This is a genomic window from Flavobacterium branchiicola, from assembly GCF_018383905.1.
Taxonomy (GTDB): domain Bacteria; phylum Bacteroidota; class Bacteroidia; order Flavobacteriales; family Flavobacteriaceae; genus Flavobacterium; species Flavobacterium branchiicola.
Window position 1 is genome coordinate 259,723 of record NZ_JAGYWA010000002.1, and the last position, 21,351, is coordinate 281,073.

Below are 21,351 nucleotides of genomic sequence, written 5' to 3' on the forward strand. Positions count from 1 at the left end.
CCTGAGTTATAAAATTAAATCAAAAATTAAATATATAAAAAATGGGTAAAATAATCGGAATTGACTTAGGTACGACGAACTCTTGTGTTTCTGTAATGGAAGGTAACGAAGCAGTTGTTATTCCTAACGCAGAAGGAAAAAGAACAACTCCATCTATCATCGCTTTTGTTGAAGGTGGCGAAATTAAAGTAGGTGATCCTGCAAAAAGACAAGCAGTAACGAATCCTACAAAAACGATTGCTTCTATTAAACGTTTTATGGGACACACTTTTGCTGAGACTACAAACGAAGCAAAAAGAGTTTCTTACAGTGTTGTAAAAGGTGACAACAATACTCCACGTGTGGATATTGACGGTCGTTTATACACTGCTCAGGAATTGTCAGCAATGACTCTTCAAAAAATGAAAAAAACTGCTGAAGACTATTTAGGTCAAACTGTAACTGAAGCGGTTATTACTGTTCCTGCTTACTTTAACGATGCTCAACGTCAAGCTACTAAAGAAGCTGGAGAGATTGCTGGTCTTAAAGTTATGCGTATCATCAATGAGCCAACTGCTGCTGCACTTGCTTACGGATTAGATAAAAAAGGAACTGATCAAAAAATTGCTGTTTACGATTTAGGTGGAGGTACTTTTGATATCTCTGTTCTTGAATTAGGAGACGGTGTATTTGAAGTATTGTCTACAAATGGTGATACTCACTTAGGTGGTGATGATTTTGACCACGAAATTATTGACTGGTTAGCTACTGAATTCTTAGCTGAAGAAGGTATCGACTTACGTCTTGATCCAATGTCATTGCAACGTTTGAAAGAAGCTGCAGAGAAAGCAAAAATTGAATTGTCTTCTTCTTCAGAAACTGAAATCAACTTGCCATACGTTACAGCTACGGCTTCAGGACCAAAACACTTAGTTAAAAAATTATCTAGAGCTAAATTTGAGCAATTAACTGATTCATTAGTTAAACGTTCTATGGAGCCAGTTGCTAAAGCATTAAAAGATGCAGGTTTATCTACATCTGATATTGACGAAGTAATCCTTGTAGGAGGTTCTACTCGTATGCCAAGAATCGCTGACGAAGTTGAAAAATTCTTCGGTAAAAAAGCGTCTAAAGGTGTTAACCCTGATGAGGTTGTTGCTATTGGAGCTGCTATTCAAGGTGGAGTTTTATCTGGAGATGTAAAAGATGTATTGTTACTTGACGTTACTCCTTTATCTTTAGGTATCGAAACTATGGGTGGTGTATTGACTAAATTAATCGAGTCTAACACAACTATCCCAACTAAAAAATCTCAAGTATTCTCTACTGCTGCTGATTCTCAACCATCTGTTGAAATCCACGTATTACAAGGAGAAAGAGCAATGGCTGCTGATAACAAAACTATCGGTCGTTTCCACTTAGATGGTATTCCACCAGCGCCAAGAGGAGTTCCTCAAATCGAAGTAACTTTCGATATCGATGCTAATGGTATCATCAAAGTTTCTGCAACTGACAAAGGAACAGGAAAATCTCACGATATCCGTATCGAAGCTTCTTCTGGATTAACAGCTGAAGAAATCGAAAAAATGAAAAAAGATGCTGAAGCTAATGCAGATGCTGATAAAATTGCAAAAGAAAGAGCTGAGAAATTGAACGAAGCTGATAGTACTATTTTCCAAACTGAAAGTCAATTGAAAGAATTGGGAGATAAACTTACAGACGATCACAAGACAGCTATCGAATATGCTTTAACTGAATTGAGAATGGCTCACCAATCTCAAGATCTTGACGCAATCCAAAAAGGATTAGACAATGTAAATGCAGCTTGGAAAACAGCTACAGAAGCAATGTACGCTCAAGGTGGTGAACAAGGTCAACAAGCTGCTCCACAACAAGAGCAATCTGGAGACAATGTTGAAGACGTTGAATTCGAAGAAGTCAAATAAGTACTGATTAACATCAGTTAATAATAAGTGTTAAACCGCTGTAAACAAAATGTTTACAGCGGTTTTTCTTTTTTATTCTTTTTTGTTTTTGCTGTTTTTTAATCGTTTTTTGCCATATATTTGTACCATATTTGTACCGGCACTTAAAGGGAGACAAAGTGTCCCTTATGTACCCTTATGGTACCTTAATGAGGAGACAAAGGTGATGAAAAGAGTAAATAAACAATGTGTTAACTGCGGGGAGGAATTTCTGCCTAAGACTGTGACTTCTATCTATTGCTCGCACACATGCAGCAAAAAAGCATATAAACAGAAGATAAAGCGGCTTAAAAATGAAGCGGAGATCAAATCTCTGACAGATAAAATACCCGAGAACAGGGCATTTCTTTCTGTCCCTGAAGCTGGCATGCTTTTTGGAATTGCCAAAAAGACCCTTTACAGGCTTGTCGGTCAGGGAAAAATTGCTTCAATCAATCTTGGAACCCGCCTTGTTAGGATAGACCGCAGAGCCATGGAGGAGATTTTCGGTCCTGCCCGCATCCTGCCGCAGGCTGAAAGTGCACCAAAGAAAAAATTGTACAGCCTTGAAAAAGAAGACTGTTATTCCATCGGTGAAATAGCTCAGAGATTTCAGATATCTGAAGGTTCTGTCTACAGCCATATCAGGAAATATTCAATCCCAACCAGACAGATCGGAAAGCATGTATATGCCCCCAAAACGGAAATTGATAATTTGTATAATGGAAATGATTTTATATGAAACAATTAGCAAAAACCAAGGTGACTGTGCGTCTTCGAAAAGCGGAAGACCGAAAGGAATGGTATGTCTACATAGAAAGCTATCCTGTCGAGGTTTCCGGAAAGAAAGCGCCCCAGAGAATCCGTGAATATTTAAACAGATCCGTAACAACAGTGGAGTGGGACAAGAAAAGAACTGCCCGCACAGATGCAGAGGGTATAAAATCCTATAAAGCCAGACGCAGCGATAACGGAATAATAATCTGCAGCAGCGAAAGCGACCGTGAGATAATGCTATATGCGGACGCAGTGCGTAATATCCGGCAGAAAGAATATGATAAAACAGATCTGTACAGTGATGCTGAGAACCTATTGGCTGAACAGAAAGAAAAAGCAAAAGAGGATTTTATTAAATACATTGCTGCGGTGGCGGCTAAAAGGCACGCCCGAAGTTCAAAATCCATTCAGATCACTTGGGAGCGCACCAAAGAATTTTTAAAAAGCTATTCAGCTGGCAGCCTAATGTTTTCCCAAATTGACAGCAGAATGGCGGAAGATTTTAAACTTTTTTTATTATCAGCTCCGCGCGGAGGAGGTAAAAAAGGAATGCTTTCACGCAACACTGCGGGAACGTATTTTTCGATATTTAAAGCCGCTTTGAAACAGGCTTTTATTGATGGATATTTAACCGTTGATTTATCTTCAAAAATAAAAGGCATCCCTGAGCAGGAATCGAGACGCGAATATCTTACCATTAAAGAATTGAACGGGTTGGCCGAAACGCCCTGTGAAAAAGATGTCCTTAAAAGAGCCGCGCTTTTCTCAGCGCTTACCGGACTGCGGCATTCCGACATTCAGAAACTCCGCTGGAAAGAGATAACTCTGGAAGACGGCATGGCCAAACTGCATTTCACACAGAAAAAGACAAGGGGTGTCGAATATATGCCTATTTCTGAGCAGGCTTTAGATCTCTGCGGAGAACCGAGGCTTCCCGGACAACTTGTTTTTGAAGATCTGCCCGACCCGTCGTGGATTTCACGCCCTCTGAAAAAATGGATTGAATCGGCAGGCATTAAAAAAAATATTACCTTCCACTGCTTCCGCCATACATTTGCAACATTGCAGCTGTCAAGCGGGACAGACATTTATACGGTCAGTAAAATGCTGGGGCATACCAATGTAAAAACTACTGAAATCTATGCCAAAGTAATAGATGAGAAGAAAAACAGTGCTTCGCAGGCAATACAACTGGAATCTTTAAAGAAATAAGCGCAATGAAAATTAAATACTTTGAATATATCACAGTTTACTTGTCTGTTTTTTTAGTCTGCGTCTTTGTCGGTGTAATCGGAAGACTGGTGCTGCTGGAAAAAGGTGCGGATGAATATACGGCCGGCGTTTTCTTTTGGATCAGCACTGGATTTGGTGTTTTAATGTTTGCAATTCTAAGTTTATTTCTAAACGATTTGGCTGAGACATTGGTGAATCGTTTTTTGAAGGCAAAAAAAAATGAATCGCCTGAAAGCCTTATTCCATGTGAAGATTTTATAAAAATAGAACAGGAGCTTCAGGATGGTTTAATTGTGCCCGGATTGTCTGAAAATAAAAATTCCGCGATAGATATTGAGCAGTTAAGGGAGGAGCAGCAAAATGCAGGCAGAAATCAAAAACAGGCCAGGATTGATACTGCCATCCGTTATACGCAGCAGGAGTTCGCACTTTACGTGACGGATGATGATTTGAAGCAATTGGAAAAGAATATAATCATATATGCTGAAGGCATAAATTTTGAAAAGATTAAGCCGGTAAAAGTAAAAGATCTGTCCAATCTCGATTTGTATCATTTTGGTTGGAATATCTGGAATTATTTTAAAGTTAGTAAACAGGACAGAGCTGCACAATTTTTAAAACTGACTTTTGCTGACGCTTTAAAAGATGTTGAGCAGAACAGCATTAAAACGCATCTGAAAGATGATGAAAAGAAAGGGCTTATAAGGATAATAGAAGATTTTACCGCTTTTTAAATACCAATAGTTATAAAGCACTGTGTTTTTTAAGTGTTTTTGTTGTGAAGAAGAACACAGCAGAAACACTTTTTTCATTTGCACCATAACTATTAAAATCGATAGCCATGGACATAAATGAAATCTCTTTTGAGAACCTGCCCAAAGCAGTGGCACATTTAGTGAAAGAAATTGCAGAGATTAAACTTCTGATTCAGAATTTGCAGGTATATGAATCTAAAGAAAAAAGTATTCCTATTGGTATTGAACAAGCAAGCCGCCTCATAGGAAAAGCAAAGCCTACAATTTACGCTCTTGTAAGGCACAGAAAAATTCCGTGTTATAAATATGGTAAAAAGCTGTACTTTTTTGAAGAAGAACTTTTAGAATGGATTTCTAAAGGGAAAAAGAAAACAATACAGGAAATCGAATCAGAAGCATTGAAATATAAGCATAATCGAAACAAATAAAAGCTGAAGATAAGATGGAAAAGCCAGTCTATTTGATTACTTGGTTTTATGTTTAACTTATATTTTATAACTATGGAACTTTTATTTAGATTACTTAAATTCATTTTTCACAGAAATTGGATTTTTACTACTGTTCCGGTTGTAACGTAGTTAAACTTAGTTTATATTTTCAAATAAAAATCGAAACTTGTATGGAATTAAAATATTTCTTTTGGGGGATATAGTTAAAAATTCGCACTTTAATAATGAGCTCGATATTGATTAACGACAACGAAAAAATTTGTTCCGAGTTCATTAACTGCACTAATATACCGTCTTTTAAATATATGAATATTGAAATTTTAAGATTATTACAAAGTATTCTTCATTACAGTCTGCATTTTTTAGCACCTGGACTAATTGCTTTTATTTTTTTTAAACCACACTGGAAACTGGCTTATCATGATAGCACTATGCTGATTGATCTGGACCACCTGCTAGCTACGCCAATTTTTGATCCGACACGATGCAGTGTTGGATTTCATCCGCTGCATTCCTACTATGCCATTTGCATTAATCTTTTACTGCTGTTATTTCGAAAAACCAAAATAATTGTTGTTGGACTTCTTTTCCATATTATCACGGATTGGCAGGATTGTTACTGGTCAAATCTGAAAATTCTTACAGCAAAATGATAATTAAAATATGAAGACAAGGGAGTTCAATTTTTTTAATATTCTAATCCTATTTCAATAAATTATAAACGAAAATTATATCTAAAAATTTAATGTGATCTATGTCAAATACAATTGAAAAAATTAAATGCCTAATTATAGGATCTGGTCCGGCGGGTTACACTGCAGCAATTTATGCCGCCAGAGCAAACATGAATCCAGTTTTATATCAAGGAATGCAGCAAGGTGGTCAATTGACTACTACAAACGAGGTAGAAAACTTTCCGGGTTATGTTGAAGGAGTAACAGGTCCGGAAATGATGATTCAGTTACAGGAACAAGCTAAACGTTTTGGTGCTGATATTCGTGATGGTTGGGCTACTAAAGTTGATTTTTCAGGAGATATTCATAAAGTTTGGATTAACGATAGTATTGAATTGCACTGTGAAACTGTTATTATTTCAACAGGTGCTTCGGCTAAATATTTAGGATTACCATCAGAACAACATTATTTAAATATGGGTGGAGGAGTTTCTGCTTGTGCTGTTTGTGACGGATTTTTCTACCGTAATCAGGAAGTTGTAATTGTTGGAGCTGGAGATTCTGCTTGTGAAGAAGCACATTACTTATCTAAACTTTGTAAAAAAGTTACGATGTTGGTAAGAAGTGAAAAATTCAGAGCTTCAAAAATTATGGAAGAACGTGTTCGTAAAACAGAGAATATCGAAATTTTAATGAACCACGATACGGTTGAAGTTTTAGGAGATAGTAACGTTGTTCATGCTATAAAAGCTTTAAATAAAAGTACAGGTGAAGTTATCGAAATACCTGCAACAGGATTTTTCGTAGCAATTGGCCACAAACCAAACACAGACATCTTTAAAGATTACATTACACTTGATGAAACTGGTTACATTATTAATACTCCAGGTACATCTAGAACAAATGTTGATGGTGTTTTTGTAGCCGGAGATGCCGCAGATCATGTATACCGTCAGGCAATTACTGCCGCAGGTACGGGTTGTATGGCGGCTCTTGATGCAGAACGTTATCTGGCTTCAAAAGACTAATTACAAATTAAATAATTATTGGTAGCTGTAGAGCGCATTAAGTACGTGTTGAAAGTTTTAAAGTAAATAATATAATAATTTTGAATACAATAATAATACTTGAGGTATTTCTTGATAGCCTTTGCATCATTAGGTTTCTTCGTTTCAATTTTATAAATGGCATTATAGTAAATTAGTTTGAAACAATGATCGGTTTTTGGTTTTTGAAAAAATGAATTTCTTTATCAATATTTTTAAATCCGTTTTTTAAAACATATTCTTTTACTTCGGAAAGACATAGTACGATAATGGGTATAACCTTTTCAATCCGTTGTATTGGACAAGCAGTTTCAATTTCTAATTCCTTTATCTCGGATTCTAGCTTATATAGCGTTTCATTGTAAAATTTATCCATTCAGTTACTTTTAAATCCTAATCCATGGTAGTTAAGAAATTTATGTTAACACTAACGCTTGCTATCTTGCAAAAGCTTAATTATACTTGGTTAAGATTTTGCTTGGACTAACTTTGTTTGTCAAACAGATTTAATTTCCTAGACCAATTAAAAAAGCGTTTCAATTCATTTTTATTTAACTTATTAAAATGAAAAATTTTATGGGGAAATGGAATTGCATTAGAATAAACACCATTCATTGAGAAAACCAGCATTAATTTTTTAGTATTGCCTTTCTTTACGTCAAAATTTTTTTGAAACTTTTCTTGTTCATTTTCAAAAAACGATTCTGCGGAACAATCGTTATTAATCAACAAAACTATACAATCACATTTTTTCACAATATCATGATAGTCAATTTCATCATTATAATTGTCACTGATATAAACTTCGTTTCCATTATTCCAGAAGTAATCTGCAATATCGAAAAGAAATTCACCTATTTCTTGCTCTTCATTTTCTATTACTAAATATTTCATCTTAAATTACCCTGTTAAATTCGATTACCACATCATCAGATTTGGGATATCCTACACAAGTAAGCACATATCCGTCTTTAATTTGCTCTTCCGTAAGTCCTTCGGCTACTAACATTTCTACTTTTCCTGACAGACATTTGCCCGCACAGCTTATGCAATTTCCACTTTGACAGGAATAAGGCATATCAAGTCCTGATTCAAGTCCTGCAAATAAAATAGACTTACCCGCAGGTGTGTTTACTTTGTGTTCTTTACCTTTTAAAAGTATTTTTATTTGATATTCTTGTTGCGCTTCAGCTGGTTTATGCGTTGTTTTTGTGGCAGTATAAAAACTTTCTTTATGAATAACTTCTTTAGAAAACCCTATTTTTTGTATAGTGCCTGTTGCCATTTCCATCAGCTCCTGCGGACCGCAAATATAAAACTCGGTGTTTGTGTCATTTTTAAGTTGTAAATCAGTAAGAATTGTTTCCAGTCGCATAGTATTATTCTATGGGAATTTTCATTTACACTTCTAAAAAGTCTTGATAAAAAACCTGATTTCAGCTGTTCATTCTTTATAACATCGCTCCAATAATAGACGATACGGAAACGTGATGAAAACTCGGAAGACCATTGTTCAAGCTGATGATAAAAGATAGTATTTTCTCTGTTTGAATTTACATATATCAAAGATACCATTGATCCAGGCTCTTTTATAAGAACCGACTTGATAATAGAAAACAAAGGAGTAATTCCACTTCCGCCTCCAACAAGCACAATATGACGTTGGTTATTTTCGGGTTTAAATTTAAAATTACCCATAGGTGGCAATGCAGTTATCTTATCTCCAGCCTTGACATTATTGCTAAGATGATTTGACATTTTCCCTCCTTTTACTCTTTTTACCGTTACAGACAAGTTTTTATCTATATATGGCGAAGAACAGAGCGAGTAAGAACGTCTTTCTTCCTTTCCTTCAATTTCAGAAATAAGAGTTAAAAATTGTCCTGATAGATAGCTCAATTGTTGTTCTGGCTGGACAATATGCATCGTTATGGTATCCGCAGTTTCCTGCACAATATCCTGGATATATAATAAGATTTTATCGTTCATGTTTTTTTGGTAATTATTCAACAATCAAATCAATCACTTCTTCAGGGTCAGCGCTATTGTTAATCCAAATAGCTTCTATTGTTGTAGCTCCTTCAACTGATATTCCTTTTGTATCTAATCTTTTTACGGCTTCGGAATAATCAACCCCCAACGCCTTAAAAGCATCATTGATAGGTGCCTTTATTATTCTATCTAAAAGTATGGTATCCACTTTCGGATTTAAATGTTGCTGAACGATGAATAGTACAGATACGACTATAACAGCTAATGCCTTAGGAATGAAGACACCCTTTTTGAAATGAATCCTTAATGCTTTCCAATTAAGTATGATATGGAAAACGGCACAAACAACAAAAAAAACACCAAGGAACTCGTGGACAACTTCGGTATAGCCGTCAAACAAATGGAAAAACATCAGTAACCCCGAAAGTCCCACAACAAGAAAAACCAAGGAAATAAAAGGGGTAATATAATTTCTGTTCAGTTTCATAATACAAAGGGTTGTTTAGTTGAATTTTGAAAATCTGTTTTCAAGGTTAATCAGCCAATTGCTTCTCTTTTCCTGACTTACAGATTTTACTGAAGCAAAGCTTATCCAATTAAGATTTTTGTAACCCATAGTTTTAAAAACACTTTTTAGCATTGCTTTCCTGATTAAATTTCCAATAAGCAGGGAATACATTATTTTGGGTTTATTCATTGTAGTGATGATGGTCACGCTTTTTAGGTTTTTCAAAAGTGGGACTAATCCAAAACCTCTTGGATGATGGTCGTATACAATTCCGGGACTTAAAACACGGTCAATAAATCCTTTTGTCATTGCAGGCATTAAATCCCACCAAATAGGAAAGATAAAAATCAGATGGTCTGCCTTTTTTAGACGTTCGCTGTAATCTATTACCTGCGGGTCAATTGGTTTGTGTTCTACAAAGGCTTTTAAATCGGCTTTTGACATTACAGGATTAAATCCGTCATTGTCAAGATGCATCAGGTCAACTTCGTGATCTGCATTTTTTAGCCCTTTTGTTACGGCATCTAATATGGCATTGTTATAACTTCCCTCGTAAGGATGATTAAATACTATTGCTACTCTCATTTTTTACTTTATTTTATTCTGCAAAGTTGAGAAGTAGCAAATGCTTTGACGATAACAATTGTAAAGAAATGGCAAAGAGATAGCCAATGGATTTTATTTGTATGGTATTTCACCTCACAAATAAATTTGAAGGAAAATGGACTTATCGCCTGTTTCGTATTCGGCTTAATGAAACAGAAGTGATGCCTAAATAGGACGCGATATAATGTTGCGGAATACGCTGGATAATATGGGGATATTCTTCAATAAGCTCTTGGTAGCGTTGTTGAGGCGTATTTTTAAGATAGGAATAGAAAATTTTTTGAGATTGCAAAAGTCGTCTGAATAAATGTTCCTGCATCTCTTCTTTGATTTCTGGCAAATTTTCTAATACGTTTTGAAAGTCTTGTTGTGAAATCGTCTGTAAAATACAAGGTTCTAAACTTTCAATGCTGTATAAACTCAGTTGATTTGTTCTAAAACTTTCAATAGAAGAAACCTTGTCGCCTTCAAAGAAAAATTGAGTAGTAATTTCTCTACCGTCATTATTTACCCAGGTCCGCAAACAGCCTTTCTCGATAAAGAACATTGTTCTCGAAATTTCTCCTTCCTGTAAAAGGATTGTTTTGGCAGGAACTTCCTGTCGTTTAAAAAGATGGTCGAATTTATCCCAATTGCTAATCATTGTTTATATTTTTTATTTATGGGAGCTGAGGCTCGTTTCTCTCAGGAAAAATGGATGCTGACAATGTATGTTTCGTTTTTGCGTAATTAAACATTATAGCTTTGCTGTAATTTTTTTTTGTGTTTTTCTCCCCAATCAGCTAATGCTGTAACAACATCTTTAAGTGTTGTTGCATATTCTGTATAAATATATTCTACAACAATAGGTGTTTGTTCAGCGTGTACGACTCTTGTGAGCAATCCGTTCAATTCTACTTGCTTTAATTCATTAGAAAGTACTCTTGCTGAAATGCCTTTAATTGTCCGCTGTAATTCGTTGAAACGATTCTGTCCGCTAAACAAAGCTATAATAATTCGTAATTTCCATTTACCACCCAATACGTACAATGCGTCCTCTACCGAGTTGATGTGCTTAGTGCATTGTACTTCTGAATACATTACTTTTTGTTTCATAATTTATTGAAAGTAACCTAACAGTCACCACTAACCTTTTGTTTACTACTAACTATTAGTAATCAAATATAAGTAATTTTAGAGCATTAAAAATTAAAAAGAGAAAAATGAAGTCAACAAAAATCACTTATTACATTACGACAGGGTTGATGTCGTTAGCAATGGTATTTTCAACATTTGCGTATTTGTCAAATCCTGCTTTAAAAGAAGCGTTTCAACATTTGGGTTTTCCTGATTATTTCAGGATTGAAATAGCAATTGCAAAAGGTCTTGCCGCCATTGCACTTTGGCTGCCTTTCCGTTTTGCGAAAGAAACAGCTTATATTGGTTTGTCAATTAGTTTCATATCTGCATTTATTGCACACTCGGTTGTTGGCGATCCTATATTCAATATTCTGTATCCATTGTTCATTTTGTCAATACTTGTTGTATCGTATGTAACGTATAGGATATCAGAATTGTAAATACGTCTGAATACTTTTTATTCAGCAATTCAATAGCGTGAGGGAATGTACAATACTTACCATCATCATAGATTTTCAGATACCAGATAATTGCCGCCAATAGAATAATTGGGCTTTCTACGAAAAAATCCCCTTGCTTTTGTATGCACGACCTGTTAAGGTTTAGCATTATGGTTTAAGCTGCTTCGTAAGCATCCGAAATGTCCGTCATAAAATCGGGATTGAGCGGGTTGCATGCAAGAACTCGACTACAAGCGCTCCTTATGTAAGGAGCGATTTGATTTTATTAAAGAAGTTGTGGCTAATAATGTTGGTAAAGGATTGGTTATTATTGTTTTTAGATAGAATTAAAATTTTACTATTTTTCCCGAAATGATTATGAAGATAAAAAATTCTCTAAACCAAAATTTTTTTCTAAATGTGATGTGTTAACTAACTTTTGAAATTGACTATTTGTTGGGTTAAAAAAAAATCACATTTGGAATAGTAAGCATCTTAATATACTTAGGTTTATTTTGTAAAGTAGTTTTTTTTCGATATTTACTAAGTGTACCCACTTCTGCACTCCAGTTCTAAAGCTAATATTTTTAAATAGTTCATAAAAAATGCTCTTTTAAATTTACGAAAATGGAAATAAAATACTGCTAAGGACGAATTTTGATAGAGTATTCTTAAAAAAATAATTATTTTATTTGTATAAAGAAGAAAAAGTATCGACATTGTCATCTTTTGGTTAAATTGCAAAAATATTTGTATTACACGATGAATATTACAGACGACGAAATACTTCAGCGCCTTAGAGACGGCGATAAAAAGGCGCTAACATTACTTTACGATACTTATTGGAAGCGACTTTTTGCCTCATCATACCTCTTACTTAAAGATAGAGAATTATGTGAGGAAATTATCCAGGATATATTCATAGAAATATGGAACAGGCGAGCGGAACTGCAAATTAAAGTTTCATTCAATAGTTACCTCTATGCTTGCGTGCGCTACAAAGTGTTTGCAGAGTTTAGAAGAGACAAACCCGAGCGCGTTGAATTGTACGATGATATTAATGGAAGGTTTCAGTATTCAACTCCTGAAACCAGAATGATTCACGAAGAATTAGAACAGCATATAAAACGTGTTGTGGAGAGTCTGCCTGATAAATGCCAAATGGTTTTTAAACTAAGCAGGAACGAACAGCTGAGTCATAAACAAATAGCAGAACAGTTAGGTATTTCAACAAAAACTGTTGAGAATCATATCACCAATGCATTAAAGATATTACGAGATTCTTTAGGTAATGTGCTTGCAGTTGAAATTATTCTGCACTTCCTGCGCTAATTAGTAAATTATTCTAAAATATTAAATTATTGTTTAATTTACGTATTCATTGTAGATAATTTAATATAATTAACCCTTTTAATGTAAAATTATCTACGAAATATGAAAAAGTGTCTTTTTCTTTAGGGGATGCTTTCTTTTATCTACACTATATTAATATACACTATAATGACAAAACAAAAATCAATGGATACTAACTATAATAAACAAGATTTTCAAGAGCTTATTGAAAAATATCTTGATGGTAAAATATCTTTAGAAGAGGTTAAGCTGCTTGTAAACTATTACCATAGTTTTAAGCAGGATAACGATTGGGTTGACGAATTAGGCCCGGAGGATCCAATTAAACACAGGATGCTTATTAATATCTTGGAGGCCATTCAGGATGAAGAGCCTCAGGAGTCTAAAATAATTAGATTATTTAATAATAATATTTTTAAATATGGTGTAGCGGCCGCGATTTTACTTTTTGTTTTTTTTAATGCCATTTACAATGAACATAATTTGCAGAAGATTAAAACACCTGAAACAAGTATTGTAAATAATAATATTAAGATCGGGTCAGACAAAGCTATTTTAACCACGGAAGTCGGCACAACAATCGTTCTTGAAAAAGGAAAATCTTATACAGCAAATAATCTGGTAAGTAATGGCAAGGAGTTGATATATTCTAAGACAAGTAGATCAAAAGCGGCAATTGCGTATAATTATTTGACAATACCCAGAGGAGGTGAGTTTTTTGTAAAATTAGCAGATGGAACTCAGGTTTGGTTGAATTCTGAGTCTAAGCTTAAGTATCCTGTATCATTTGTTGAAGGGGAAACCAGAAAGGTAGAATTGGTATATGGCGAGGCGTATTTTTCAGTCTCTCCAAGTACAGCTCATAAAGGAGCAAAATTTCAAGTTTTGACCGGTCTTCAGGAGGTAGAGGTGATAGGTACGCAGTTTAATATAAAAGCCTATAGAGATGAAGACATAATTTATACCACATTAGTAGAAGGGAAAGTTGCAGTTGAAATTGCGGAACAAAAAGAATTGCTGAAACCTAATCAACAGCTTACCTTAAATAAGCTTAATAAAAATAGAGTAATTGCAGATGTTGATGTTTATTCTGAAACTGCATGGAAAAAAGGGCTATTTGCTTTTCAGAGCAAAAGCCTAAAAGAAATTATGCAGGTGCTCTCCAGATGGTATGATGTTGATGTAGAATTTGAAGATAAAAGCCTTGAAAATATTGAATTTAAAGGGGTGTTAAATAAAAACCAAAATATTGAAGAGATACTAACCCTAATTAAGAAAACTAAATTTATAAAAGCCTATGAAATAAAAAAGGACAGAATAATTATTAAGAAATAAAAATTAAAGGGAACAAAGTTTAGACCGACCAAAGTATAAATACTTTATCCCCTTAATGATGACTAATCAATTTAATGCTAAAACCAATTAAAAATCGACCAAATTTATGGAAAATAAATTAACCAATGTTTCTTTTCCCCACAGAAAAGGAAATTTTAAAATAGAAAAGACACGAAAGCTTCTTTTTTTATTTTGTACAATTGTGTTTGGTTTGCTGCCATCTACCGTTTTATCACAAACTGCTAATATTAAAATAGACCAAGATAAAACTGCGAGTGTGGATGAGGTGTTTAATCTTATCATGAGCCAGACAAACTATACTTTCATATATCAAGTCCAGCAGTTTAAAAACTATCCAAAAGTAAAATTGGACAAAGGGACTATCCAGGCAGACCAATTACTAAATAAGGCACTTTCCCCAGGAAGGTTTAACTATAATTTCAACAACAATACCATTGTAATTAGTGAAGTTCCAAAATTAAAGGATAATAGTGAAATTACTATTTCTGGTAAAGTTACCGACAAGAACGGTCTTTCAATTCCAGGGATTTCTGTTTTTGCATCAAGTAGCAGTAAAACAAATGGTCAAGGGCCAGACAAAAATTTTATTATCAGAGGAACTGTAACAGATTTTGATGGTAGCTTTTCTATCAAGGCGCAGTGGGGCTATTATATTTTTGCAGCAGGTACAGGTTACAGCCTTTATTCTGAACCCATTATTGCTGGTGTAAAAAACTATAATATAGTGCTTAAAGAAGAAGTCAATCAATTAGATCAAGTCATCGTTGTTGGTTATGGAACCACTAAAAAGAAAGATTTGACAGGAGCAGTAGGATCTGTGAAAGCGGAAGAAATCACTCAGATTAAAGCACAGACCATTGAGCAGTCATTAGGAGGGAGGATAAGTGGAGTGAATGTATCTCCAGTAAGCGGTAGGCCGGGTGCAGGGGCAACAGTGAATATCCGAGGACTAAGTGCTCTGCGTGGTGATAATCAGCCTCTTTATGTGGTGGATGGTCTGCCTATTACTGTTAATCCTGCCTTTGGGGATGATGGTTTAGGAGCTCTTGGAGGGCGCGAAAATCCACTGATGGCCATTAATCCCAATGATATAGAACGTGTTGATATTTTAAAGGATGCATCTTCTGCAGCAATCTATGGTTCCAGAGCGGCAAACGGAGTAATTCTTATCACCACAAAGCGCGGTAAGCGAAATCAAAAGCCTCAATTTAATTTTGGAATAAATTCTACTTTTCAGAATCCTACAAGCCGATTTGATTTTTTAAATGCTGATCAATATAAAAAATTCAATACTGCTCAAGCCCAGGCCAGAATTGCGGCAGGAACGGGTAGTGCAACGGATGATGAGATAGTTAACGGTAGTTATTTTGGTAATGAAAATACAGACTGGCAGGACAAAATCACTAACAAAAATGCACTTTGGAATGAATATAATTTCAATGTTGGAGGTGGGTCCGAGAACGTAAACTATCTTGTTGCTGCTAATATAACTGATCAGGAAGGGATTATGATAGGGAGCAAATTTAAAAGATACAACTTTGCCAGTAATCTTGATGCTACTATAACAGAAAATTTGAAAGTAGGAACTTCTATTAGTTATAATTACTCTATAAATAAAACCTCTAATGTAAGTGGACTGCTGATGGGTAGTTTCAGACCTGACGTGGGGATATATCAAGAAAATGGGGAATACACTAGTTCTCCTGCATACTTTGGGCCAAATCCAACAGTTAGAAATCCTGTGGGTGGAGATGGGCAGGTTCGAAATAATATAACTTCTCAAAATATATTAGGTTCTGTTTATGCTGAAATTAAAATTGTTGAAGGCTTAAAATTCAAATCTTTATTAAGCGTAGCTACTAACAGCAATGTTGTAAATAACTTTATGCCTTCATTTACAAGTTATGCTGTAACAAACCCTGAGAGTGGAGGTGCTGATGCGAGTTTGAAGACACAGCGCAATTATGGTTACACTACTTCGTTCAGTAACACTTTGAATTATTTAAGAAAATTTGAATCCGGTCACGGTATTGATGCCGTTGCTGGTATTTCATGGGATCACTCCAGAATGGATTTAGAGGCGCAGAATTATGCCGGTTTTCCAGATGATTTTATATTGACAAATATTGGCTCTGCGAACCGAGCGACTACTTATCAAAGTGAATCAATTGAAAATGGACTGAACTCTATATTTGGAAGGGTAAATTATATCTATAAAGATCGTTACCTGGCTACATTTACTGCCAGAAGAGATGGATCAACAAAATTCGGTCCAAACAATCAATATGGTTTTTTCCCATCAGGAGCTTTAGCATGGAATATTCACAATGAAAGTTTTTTTAAAAGTTCCGTAATCAATCAATTAAAACTAAGAACATCGATAGGAAGAACAGGTTCAGATAACCTGACTTCATTCTCTTATCTGACCTACCTAAATTCACTGCCAAATGGCGGTTCGATTTATGCTAATGTTAATGGAATTGTAGTAAGTGCTCTTCCAAATGCGGACATCCGCTGGGAGGAAACACAACAGCTTGACTTTGGAGCTGAGTTTGGATTATTTAATAATCGTTTAACAGGTGAGGTAGCTTACTTTAAGAAAAAGACAGATGGTATCATTTTATTTACACCAGTGCCATCAGAAACAGGTACTGGATCGTATAATTCGAATGTTGCAGATGTTAGTAATAATGGATGGGAAATTACTTTAGGAGGTGATATCATCAGAGGGAAAGAATTTATTTGGCATTCCTCATTTAATATATCATTTATAAAAAATAACGTAGATGCTTTAAATGGAGGAAGTGTCCTTAGTTCAGGCTCCAACTCAGGAATAGTTGAAGGGCAGCCTATCGGAGTAATCATGGGTTATGAAGTTTCAGGCATTGCACAAAATCAAGAGCAAATTAAAGCTCTTGATGATGCTGCACCAGGTGGAAAATATTATGGAAACCTGAATCAGCCTGGTGATTATATTTATAAAGATGTAAATGGAGACGGCAGAGTCAACTCAAGTGATATTAAACCTTTGGGAGATATGAATCCAAATTATTTTGGAGGTTGGAATAATACTATGTCCTATAAAAATTTTAATTTATCTTTTAACTTTCAATATTCGCAAGGAAATAAAAAAGAGGTAAATGTAGCGACCTTGTATAATATCAGTACCCCTGAAGCTAATCCAACAACCTTAATTTATGATACTTGGTCTCCAGAGAATCCTGATGCGACTTACAGCCGTGTTGGAAGTAGTGCTGAAGTAACTCCTATTTCAAAACATGTTGGTGACGCGTCTTATATAAGATTACGTTCTGCTTCTTTAGGATTTAATTTTCCATCACAGTGGTTGAAAGAAACACAGATTGCCAGTATGAGATTATCTTTATTAGGTAATAACTTGTTTACCATCAGTGATTATATAGGTGTTGATCCAGAGTCAGTTTATCAGGTATCGGGTGGAACAACAAGATATCTCAATTATGATACATCCTATGCTTATCCTATAGCTAAATCATTTACCATTGGTCTGAATGTGACTTTTTAATAAAAAAAAATATAGTATGAAACCAAAATATAATATATATATCGTTGCATGTCTTTTTTTAGTTTCTCTGACATCTTGTGATTTGACACAAGATCTGGATGAATACGAACCATTATATTCCCTGCCGGCAGAGACAGCTATAGCTGATGAGAGTTCGGCAGAATTGGCCTTGACAGGAGTTTATGCAATCTTACAGCAGAAAGATGGTGCCAATCCTTATAACTCAATATTAGGTAGTTCTTTGAGCGGTGTTGATACGGGTGGATTTTCGCCGGTATTAACTGCTGAGGATCAGTCTATTTTAAAGAACTCACCTATAACGACAGGCAGAAAAATATCATCAATATACTCAGGGCAGTATGTAATGATTAATAGAGCTAACTGGGTCATAAATGGTGTTGATAAATTAACGGATACTGATTTTATTAATGACAACAGACGTGTGGAAATTATAGGAGAGGCTAAAATTTTGAGAGCATTGGCTCATTTCAATCTACTTCGTGTATTTGGGCAATTTTATGATATTAATTCTGCTTATGGAATAAATGTTCGTTTAGAGCCGGCCAAAGATGCTAAGCCACAGCCTAGAATTTCAGTAGGTGCAACTTATGATGCAATTTTAAAAGATCTCGATGAAGGCATTGCTATGGCTCCGGGTCTAAGAAAAAAATATTTTGTAAATAAAACTTTTGCAAAAGGACTAAAAGCTAAGGTTCTATTGTACATGGGAAAATATAATGAAGCTGCTGCTCTAGCTGATGACGTTATTAAAAACTCAGGTGCTGATTTTGCATTGGAAAATGATTTTACTAAATTATTCGATCATTCGACGATAAATACTTTAGATAATAAAGAAGCACTTTTCGAAGTGTATGCTGATACAGATGAAATCTTAGGAAACGGCAGTTCGTGGGCAATATACAGCGCTGTTTCAGACTGGTATTATGATCTTGGTGCAAATGGAAGTATGACAGTTGGATCACAAGTCATTAACTACGATCAGACAAGAACTGCTTTTATGAAAACAGGATCTTATTTTATACCTGGATTTGGCTTTAATGGCAATTTGAAATTTGCCCAGATTTCCGGTCCCCAGTCACAATACGAAACACTTTATTATTTACGTATGGCAGAGGTTTATTTGATTTATGCGGAGGCAGCAGCAAGAAGCAGTAATACTGTTTCTTCTCAGGCGCTCGCCTCCCTAAATAAGGTAAGAATAAGGGCGGGTGCCATTACCACAGGAGCCAATGGATTTGAAACTTATCCTTCAGCAATTTCTTATACACAGTTTTTAGAAGCGGTCCGTATGGAAAAATTAATGGAGCTTGGTTCTGAAACCGGAGAAGAATGGTATGATTTAGTGCGTTATGATTACATCGACGGATTTGGAACAGGATTTAAAGTTTCTGATGTAAAAGCAACAGCAGTAAATCCAGATTATTTTATCATGCCTATTCCTGATGCTTCTGTAAGAGTAGCACAGGATGTTATAAAACAAAACCCAGGTTATTAGTCTTAAGGAATAGGGCCTTTGGTTTCTGCCGAAGGCCTTATTATCCATTTTTTTATTAAAAATAAGAAACAGCAAATAGTTTATTTGTATGCTGGTTTTGTCTGTATATCGATTTGAGTGATTTAAGTTCAATTAATCATTTAACCATTTAACCATTTTGTAAAAGCAGAATTATAATATATATCTGATGCGATTACCGCACTCAGATTCTAAATAATACTAATCAAATGAATTTTAAGATAAAAGTTAGCTTTTGCTGCATTGCCTTAATGAGTGTTTTGCTGATAGGGTGTAAAGAAGAAAAAAAAGAAAACTATACTTTCAAAGGTGAAATTGAAGGAGCGGCAGACGGGACAAAGGTTTTGTTAAAAGCTGTTGATGAGGATCTGCAGACTGCTGTTCTAAGCCCGGGAAATATTGCAGACAGTACACAGATAAAAGATGGGAAATTTGAATTTTCAGGAAAACTACCTGAGGCAAAACTGTATCTTTTGGTAATAGCCAGTAAAACGAATGCAGAAGAGACTGGAATGCCTGTTTATCAGCCGTCTGTTCCTGTGTTTTTAGAAAATTCGGATATTGAGCTTGAAGCGAAACTGGACAGTATTCCATCCGCTGATGTATTCCTGTCTGGAGGTAAATTTTCATATAAAAACATTACAGTTACAGGTTCTGTAAGCCAGGATATCTATTTTAATTATAGGGAAGGGATACAGCGTTTTGAAGAAAAAGCAAGCGCTCTTTTTAACTCAGAATACCTTCCATATTTAAATGCGGTGAATGGATCGGCAAAAGAATCTGTTTCAAAAGGTGTTGCCATTGTAACTAAAATTGAAGATAATCAAGAAAAAAGACATGCCTATGTTTTTCAATTTATAAAGAAAAATATAGATAATATGGTAGGACTGACTCTTGCAAAACAGGAAATGGATAAGTTTTCACTGCAGGAACTGGAAAAATTATCATTCGATATTCCTGCCGCTCAAAAAAATACTGCAGCAGGCAAAAAAATAATTGCACAAATTACCAATGCCAAGAGTGTAGCGTCTGGGGCTGCTTTCATTGACCTGCCTTTTGAGGATTCAGAGGGGAAAGCGGTAAAACTTTCTGATCACGTCGGGAAAGGCAACTTTGTGCTATTGGAGTTTTGGGCTTCATGGTGTCATCCATGCAGAGCTTCTATCCCACATTTAAAAGAAGTCTATGAGCTCTATCATCCTCAAGGTTTTGAAATCATCAGCGTTTCTATGGATCAGGATAAGCAGACATGGCTTGGTGCTGTAAAAGAAGAAAAAATGCCTTGGCTGCAGGTGTCAGATCTGCAGGCATTTAATGGGGACTTAGCTAAAAAATACCAGCTTAGCGCGATACCAACCTGTATCCTTTTGGACCCTAAAGGAAAAATTGTTACTAGGGAGATGAGAGATTTTTTTATGGATAAGAAATTGATTGATCTTTACGGAAATCAGTTTGGAAAAAAATTTTAGCCCCCACCAACTTTAAAAAACATACAACATGAAAACATTTCAAAAATACGGCTTTATTCTGTTTTTGACCTTAGCGTTAAAATCATATGGTCAAAAGCCGGTGGATCCGGTATTTACAAAAAAAGTAGAAAAAGCAGCTTTAAGACTGAAAGTTAAAGAACCGTTTGTTTCAGATCCGGTTTCTGTCGATGCTCAGTTGATATGGAACAGCAATAAAAGTCAGGTTGCAGTTGTGATCAGATCCAAAATTTTGGCAGGATGGCATATATATGCTTACGTGCCTAAAAACCAGCCTTATGTTCAATATAAAATGATCTTGGATCTTCCTGCTGGAGTAACACCCCTGACTGAATGGATCAAACCCAATTCTTATCCGTTTGACGATAATATTTTTGTTTATAAAGGACAAATAATATTCACGAGATATTTCTCAGTAAAAAAAATAGATGCTGGTGCGAAAATAACAGCGGGGCTTTTTTATCAGACCTGCGATATCAGACAGTGTTTACCGCCCAATACAAAAGTTAAAGAATTAAAATTATAACTCTATAAA

At 35.3% G+C, this 21,351-nt stretch carries 22 protein-coding genes and 1 pseudogene; 14 read left to right on the top strand and 9 right to left on the bottom strand.

The features are described 5' to 3' along the window. The first annotated feature begins 41 nt into the window (after positions 1-41). The 7 genes from dnaK (at position 42) to trxB (ending at position 6,859) form a co-directional block, all read left to right on the top strand. Positions 42-1,925, top strand: a complete 1,884-nt coding sequence (gene dnaK, locus KHA98_RS04725; protein ID WP_213255818.1) for a molecular chaperone DnaK — start codon at positions 42-44, stop codon at positions 1,923-1,925. 205 nt (positions 1,926-2,130) lie between these two features. Next, complete coding sequence (locus KHA98_RS04730) at positions 2,131-2,685, top strand: helix-turn-helix domain-containing protein (RefSeq protein ID WP_213255820.1); 555 nt, start codon at positions 2,131-2,133, stop codon at positions 2,683-2,685. Further along, positions 2,682-3,932 (top strand): site-specific integrase, encoded by a 1,251-nt coding sequence (locus KHA98_RS04735; protein ID WP_213255822.1) that lies wholly within the window; start codon positions 2,682-2,684, stop codon positions 3,930-3,932. Before KHA98_RS04730 ends, KHA98_RS04735 begins: the two co-directional genes overlap by 4 nt. Positions 3,933-3,937: 5 nt before the next feature. Beyond that, positions 3,938-4,687 carry a hypothetical protein gene (locus tag KHA98_RS04740; protein ID WP_213255824.1) on the top strand — a complete coding sequence of 250 codons (750 nt, stop codon included), beginning with the start codon at positions 3,938-3,940 and terminating at the stop codon, positions 4,685-4,687. Between the two features lie 107 nt (positions 4,688-4,794). Then, positions 4,795-5,136, top strand: a complete 342-nt coding sequence (locus KHA98_RS04745) for a helix-turn-helix domain-containing protein (protein ID WP_213255826.1) — start codon at positions 4,795-4,797, stop codon at positions 5,134-5,136. 326 nt (positions 5,137-5,462) lie between these two features. Continuing rightward, on the top strand, positions 5,463-5,810 hold the full coding sequence (locus KHA98_RS04750) for a DUF6122 family protein (RefSeq protein ID WP_213255829.1): 348 nt from the start codon (positions 5,463-5,465) through the stop codon (positions 5,808-5,810). A 101-nt stretch (positions 5,811-5,911) separates the two neighbouring features. Then, entirely contained in the window at positions 5,912-6,859 is a 948-nt protein-coding gene (gene trxB / locus KHA98_RS04755; protein ID WP_213255831.1) for a thioredoxin-disulfide reductase, read from the top strand. Between the two features lie 172 nt (positions 6,860-7,031). On the opposite strand, the gene KHA98_RS04760 is transcribed toward trxB, so the two are convergent. The 8 genes from KHA98_RS04760 to KHA98_RS04795 all read right to left on the bottom strand — a co-directional run bounded on the left by KHA98_RS04760 (position 7,032) and on the right by KHA98_RS04795 (position 11,078). After that, complete coding sequence (locus KHA98_RS04760; RefSeq protein WP_213255832.1) at positions 7,032-7,253, bottom strand: hypothetical protein; 222 nt, start codon at positions 7,251-7,253, stop codon at positions 7,032-7,034. Positions 7,254-7,360: 107 nt separating this feature from the next. Beyond that, positions 7,361-7,771, bottom strand: coding sequence for a hypothetical protein (locus tag KHA98_RS04765; RefSeq protein ID WP_213255833.1), 411 nt, complete (start codon positions 7,769-7,771; stop codon positions 7,361-7,363). A gap of 1 nt (position 7,772) precedes the next feature. After that, positions 7,773-8,162 (bottom strand): 2Fe-2S iron-sulfur cluster-binding protein, encoded by a 390-nt coding sequence (locus tag KHA98_RS04770; protein WP_213255834.1) that lies wholly within the window; start codon positions 8,160-8,162, stop codon positions 7,773-7,775. Between the two features lie 5 nt (positions 8,163-8,167). After that, positions 8,168-8,866, bottom strand: coding sequence for an FAD-binding oxidoreductase (locus tag KHA98_RS04775; protein ID WP_213255835.1), 699 nt, complete (start codon positions 8,864-8,866; stop codon positions 8,168-8,170). 13 nt (positions 8,867-8,879) lie between these two features. Then, positions 8,880-9,356: a DUF4405 domain-containing protein gene (locus tag KHA98_RS04780; protein WP_213255836.1), complete on the bottom strand. Its 477-nt coding sequence runs from the start codon at positions 9,354-9,356 to the stop codon at positions 8,880-8,882. A gap of 15 nt (positions 9,357-9,371) precedes the next feature. Next, positions 9,372-9,962 carry an NAD(P)H-dependent oxidoreductase gene (locus KHA98_RS04785; RefSeq protein ID WP_213255838.1) on the bottom strand — a complete coding sequence of 197 codons (591 nt, stop codon included), beginning with the start codon at positions 9,960-9,962 and terminating at the stop codon, positions 9,372-9,374. Between the two features lie 142 nt (positions 9,963-10,104). Next, entirely contained in the window at positions 10,105-10,626 is a 522-nt protein-coding gene (locus tag KHA98_RS04790; protein ID WP_213255840.1) for a Crp/Fnr family transcriptional regulator, read from the bottom strand. Between the two features lie 86 nt (positions 10,627-10,712). Next, positions 10,713-11,078: a winged helix-turn-helix transcriptional regulator gene (locus KHA98_RS04795; RefSeq protein ID WP_246522161.1), complete on the bottom strand. Its 366-nt coding sequence runs from the start codon at positions 11,076-11,078 to the stop codon at positions 10,713-10,715. A gap of 107 nt (positions 11,079-11,185) precedes the next feature. Between KHA98_RS04795 and KHA98_RS04800 the strand changes: the two genes are divergently transcribed. Next, the gene (locus KHA98_RS04800) at positions 11,186-11,542 is read left to right on the top strand and encodes a DoxX family protein (protein WP_213255842.1); all 357 of its coding nucleotides are present in this window, start codon (positions 11,186-11,188) and stop codon (positions 11,540-11,542) included. On the opposite strand, the pseudogene KHA98_RS22865 reads toward KHA98_RS04800, so the two are convergent. Further along, positions 11,520-11,777: pseudogene (locus tag KHA98_RS22865) on the bottom strand (conjugal transfer protein TraG); the annotation flags it as partial. The gene KHA98_RS04800 and the pseudogene KHA98_RS22865 overlap by 23 nt on opposite strands. A gap of 527 nt (positions 11,778-12,304) precedes the next feature. Here KHA98_RS22865 and KHA98_RS04805 point away from each other — a divergent pair. From KHA98_RS04805 to KHA98_RS04830, 6 genes are all read left to right on the top strand, one after another. Next, entirely contained in the window at positions 12,305-12,874 is a 570-nt protein-coding gene (locus KHA98_RS04805) for an RNA polymerase sigma-70 factor (RefSeq protein ID WP_213255844.1), read from the top strand. 186 nt (positions 12,875-13,060) lie between these two features. Beyond that, positions 13,061-14,230: a FecR family protein gene (locus KHA98_RS04810; protein WP_213255845.1), complete on the top strand. Its 1,170-nt coding sequence runs from the start codon at positions 13,061-13,063 to the stop codon at positions 14,228-14,230. 211 nt (positions 14,231-14,441) lie between these two features. Next, positions 14,442-17,795 carry a SusC/RagA family TonB-linked outer membrane protein gene (locus tag KHA98_RS04815; RefSeq protein WP_213255847.1) on the top strand — a complete coding sequence of 1,118 codons (3,354 nt, stop codon included), beginning with the start codon at positions 14,442-14,444 and terminating at the stop codon, positions 17,793-17,795. Positions 17,796-17,811: 16 nt separating this feature from the next. Then, positions 17,812-19,311, top strand: a complete 1,500-nt coding sequence (locus tag KHA98_RS04820) for a RagB/SusD family nutrient uptake outer membrane protein (protein WP_213255848.1) — start codon at positions 17,812-17,814, stop codon at positions 19,309-19,311. 227 nt (positions 19,312-19,538) lie between these two features. Beyond that, positions 19,539-20,798 (top strand): TlpA disulfide reductase family protein, encoded by a 1,260-nt coding sequence (locus KHA98_RS04825; protein WP_213255849.1) that lies wholly within the window; start codon positions 19,539-19,541, stop codon positions 20,796-20,798. A 28-nt stretch (positions 20,799-20,826) separates the two neighbouring features. After that, on the top strand, positions 20,827-21,342 hold the full coding sequence (locus tag KHA98_RS04830; protein WP_213255850.1) for a protein-disulfide reductase DsbD domain-containing protein: 516 nt from the start codon (positions 20,827-20,829) through the stop codon (positions 21,340-21,342). The last annotated feature ends 9 nt before the right edge of the window (positions 21,343-21,351 follow it).

What these genes read in the sequence shown, in the direction of transcription:
- dnaK (WP_213255818.1), top strand. Translation starts at nt 42, where the DNA reads ATGGGTAAAATAATCGGAATTGACTTAGGTACGACGAACTCTTGTGTT.
- KHA98_RS04730 (WP_213255820.1), top strand. Translation starts at nt 2,131, where the DNA reads ATGAAAAGAGTAAATAAACAATGTGTTAACTGCGGGGAGGAATTTCTG.
- KHA98_RS04735 (WP_213255822.1), top strand. Translation starts at nt 2,682, where the DNA reads ATGAAACAATTAGCAAAAACCAAGGTGACTGTGCGTCTTCGAAAAGCG.
- KHA98_RS04740 (WP_213255824.1), top strand. Translation starts at nt 3,938, where the DNA reads ATGAAAATTAAATACTTTGAATATATCACAGTTTACTTGTCTGTTTTT.
- KHA98_RS04745 (WP_213255826.1), top strand. Translation starts at nt 4,795, where the DNA reads ATGGACATAAATGAAATCTCTTTTGAGAACCTGCCCAAAGCAGTGGCA.
- KHA98_RS04750 (WP_213255829.1), top strand. Translation starts at nt 5,463, where the DNA reads ATGAATATTGAAATTTTAAGATTATTACAAAGTATTCTTCATTACAGT.
- trxB (WP_213255831.1), top strand. Translation starts at nt 5,912, where the DNA reads ATGTCAAATACAATTGAAAAAATTAAATGCCTAATTATAGGATCTGGT.
- KHA98_RS04760 (WP_213255832.1), bottom strand. Translation starts at nt 7,253, where the DNA reads ATGGATAAATTTTACAATGAAACGCTATATAAGCTAGAATCCGAGATA.
- KHA98_RS04765 (WP_213255833.1), bottom strand. Translation starts at nt 7,771, where the DNA reads ATGAAATATTTAGTAATAGAAAATGAAGAGCAAGAAATAGGTGAATTT.
- KHA98_RS04770 (WP_213255834.1), bottom strand. Translation starts at nt 8,162, where the DNA reads ATGGCAACAGGCACTATACAAAAAATAGGGTTTTCTAAAGAAGTTATT.
- KHA98_RS04775 (WP_213255835.1), bottom strand. Translation starts at nt 8,866, where the DNA reads ATGAACGATAAAATCTTATTATATATCCAGGATATTGTGCAGGAAACT.
- KHA98_RS04780 (WP_213255836.1), bottom strand. Translation starts at nt 9,356, where the DNA reads ATGAAACTGAACAGAAATTATATTACCCCTTTTATTTCCTTGGTTTTT.
- KHA98_RS04785 (WP_213255838.1), bottom strand. Translation starts at nt 9,962, where the DNA reads ATGAGAGTAGCAATAGTATTTAATCATCCTTACGAGGGAAGTTATAAC.
- KHA98_RS04790 (WP_213255840.1), bottom strand. Translation starts at nt 10,626, where the DNA reads ATGATTAGCAATTGGGATAAATTCGACCATCTTTTTAAACGACAGGAA.
- KHA98_RS04795 (WP_246522161.1), bottom strand. Translation starts at nt 11,078, where the DNA reads ATGAAACAAAAAGTAATGTATTCAGAAGTACAATGCACTAAGCACATC.
- KHA98_RS04800 (WP_213255842.1), top strand. Translation starts at nt 11,186, where the DNA reads ATGAAGTCAACAAAAATCACTTATTACATTACGACAGGGTTGATGTCG.
- KHA98_RS04805 (WP_213255844.1), top strand. Translation starts at nt 12,305, where the DNA reads ATGAATATTACAGACGACGAAATACTTCAGCGCCTTAGAGACGGCGAT.
- KHA98_RS04810 (WP_213255845.1), top strand. Translation starts at nt 13,061, where the DNA reads ATGGATACTAACTATAATAAACAAGATTTTCAAGAGCTTATTGAAAAA.
- KHA98_RS04820 (WP_213255848.1), top strand. Translation starts at nt 17,812, where the DNA reads ATGAAACCAAAATATAATATATATATCGTTGCATGTCTTTTTTTAGTT.
- KHA98_RS04825 (WP_213255849.1), top strand. Translation starts at nt 19,539, where the DNA reads ATGAATTTTAAGATAAAAGTTAGCTTTTGCTGCATTGCCTTAATGAGT.
- KHA98_RS04830 (WP_213255850.1), top strand. Translation starts at nt 20,827, where the DNA reads ATGAAAACATTTCAAAAATACGGCTTTATTCTGTTTTTGACCTTAGCG.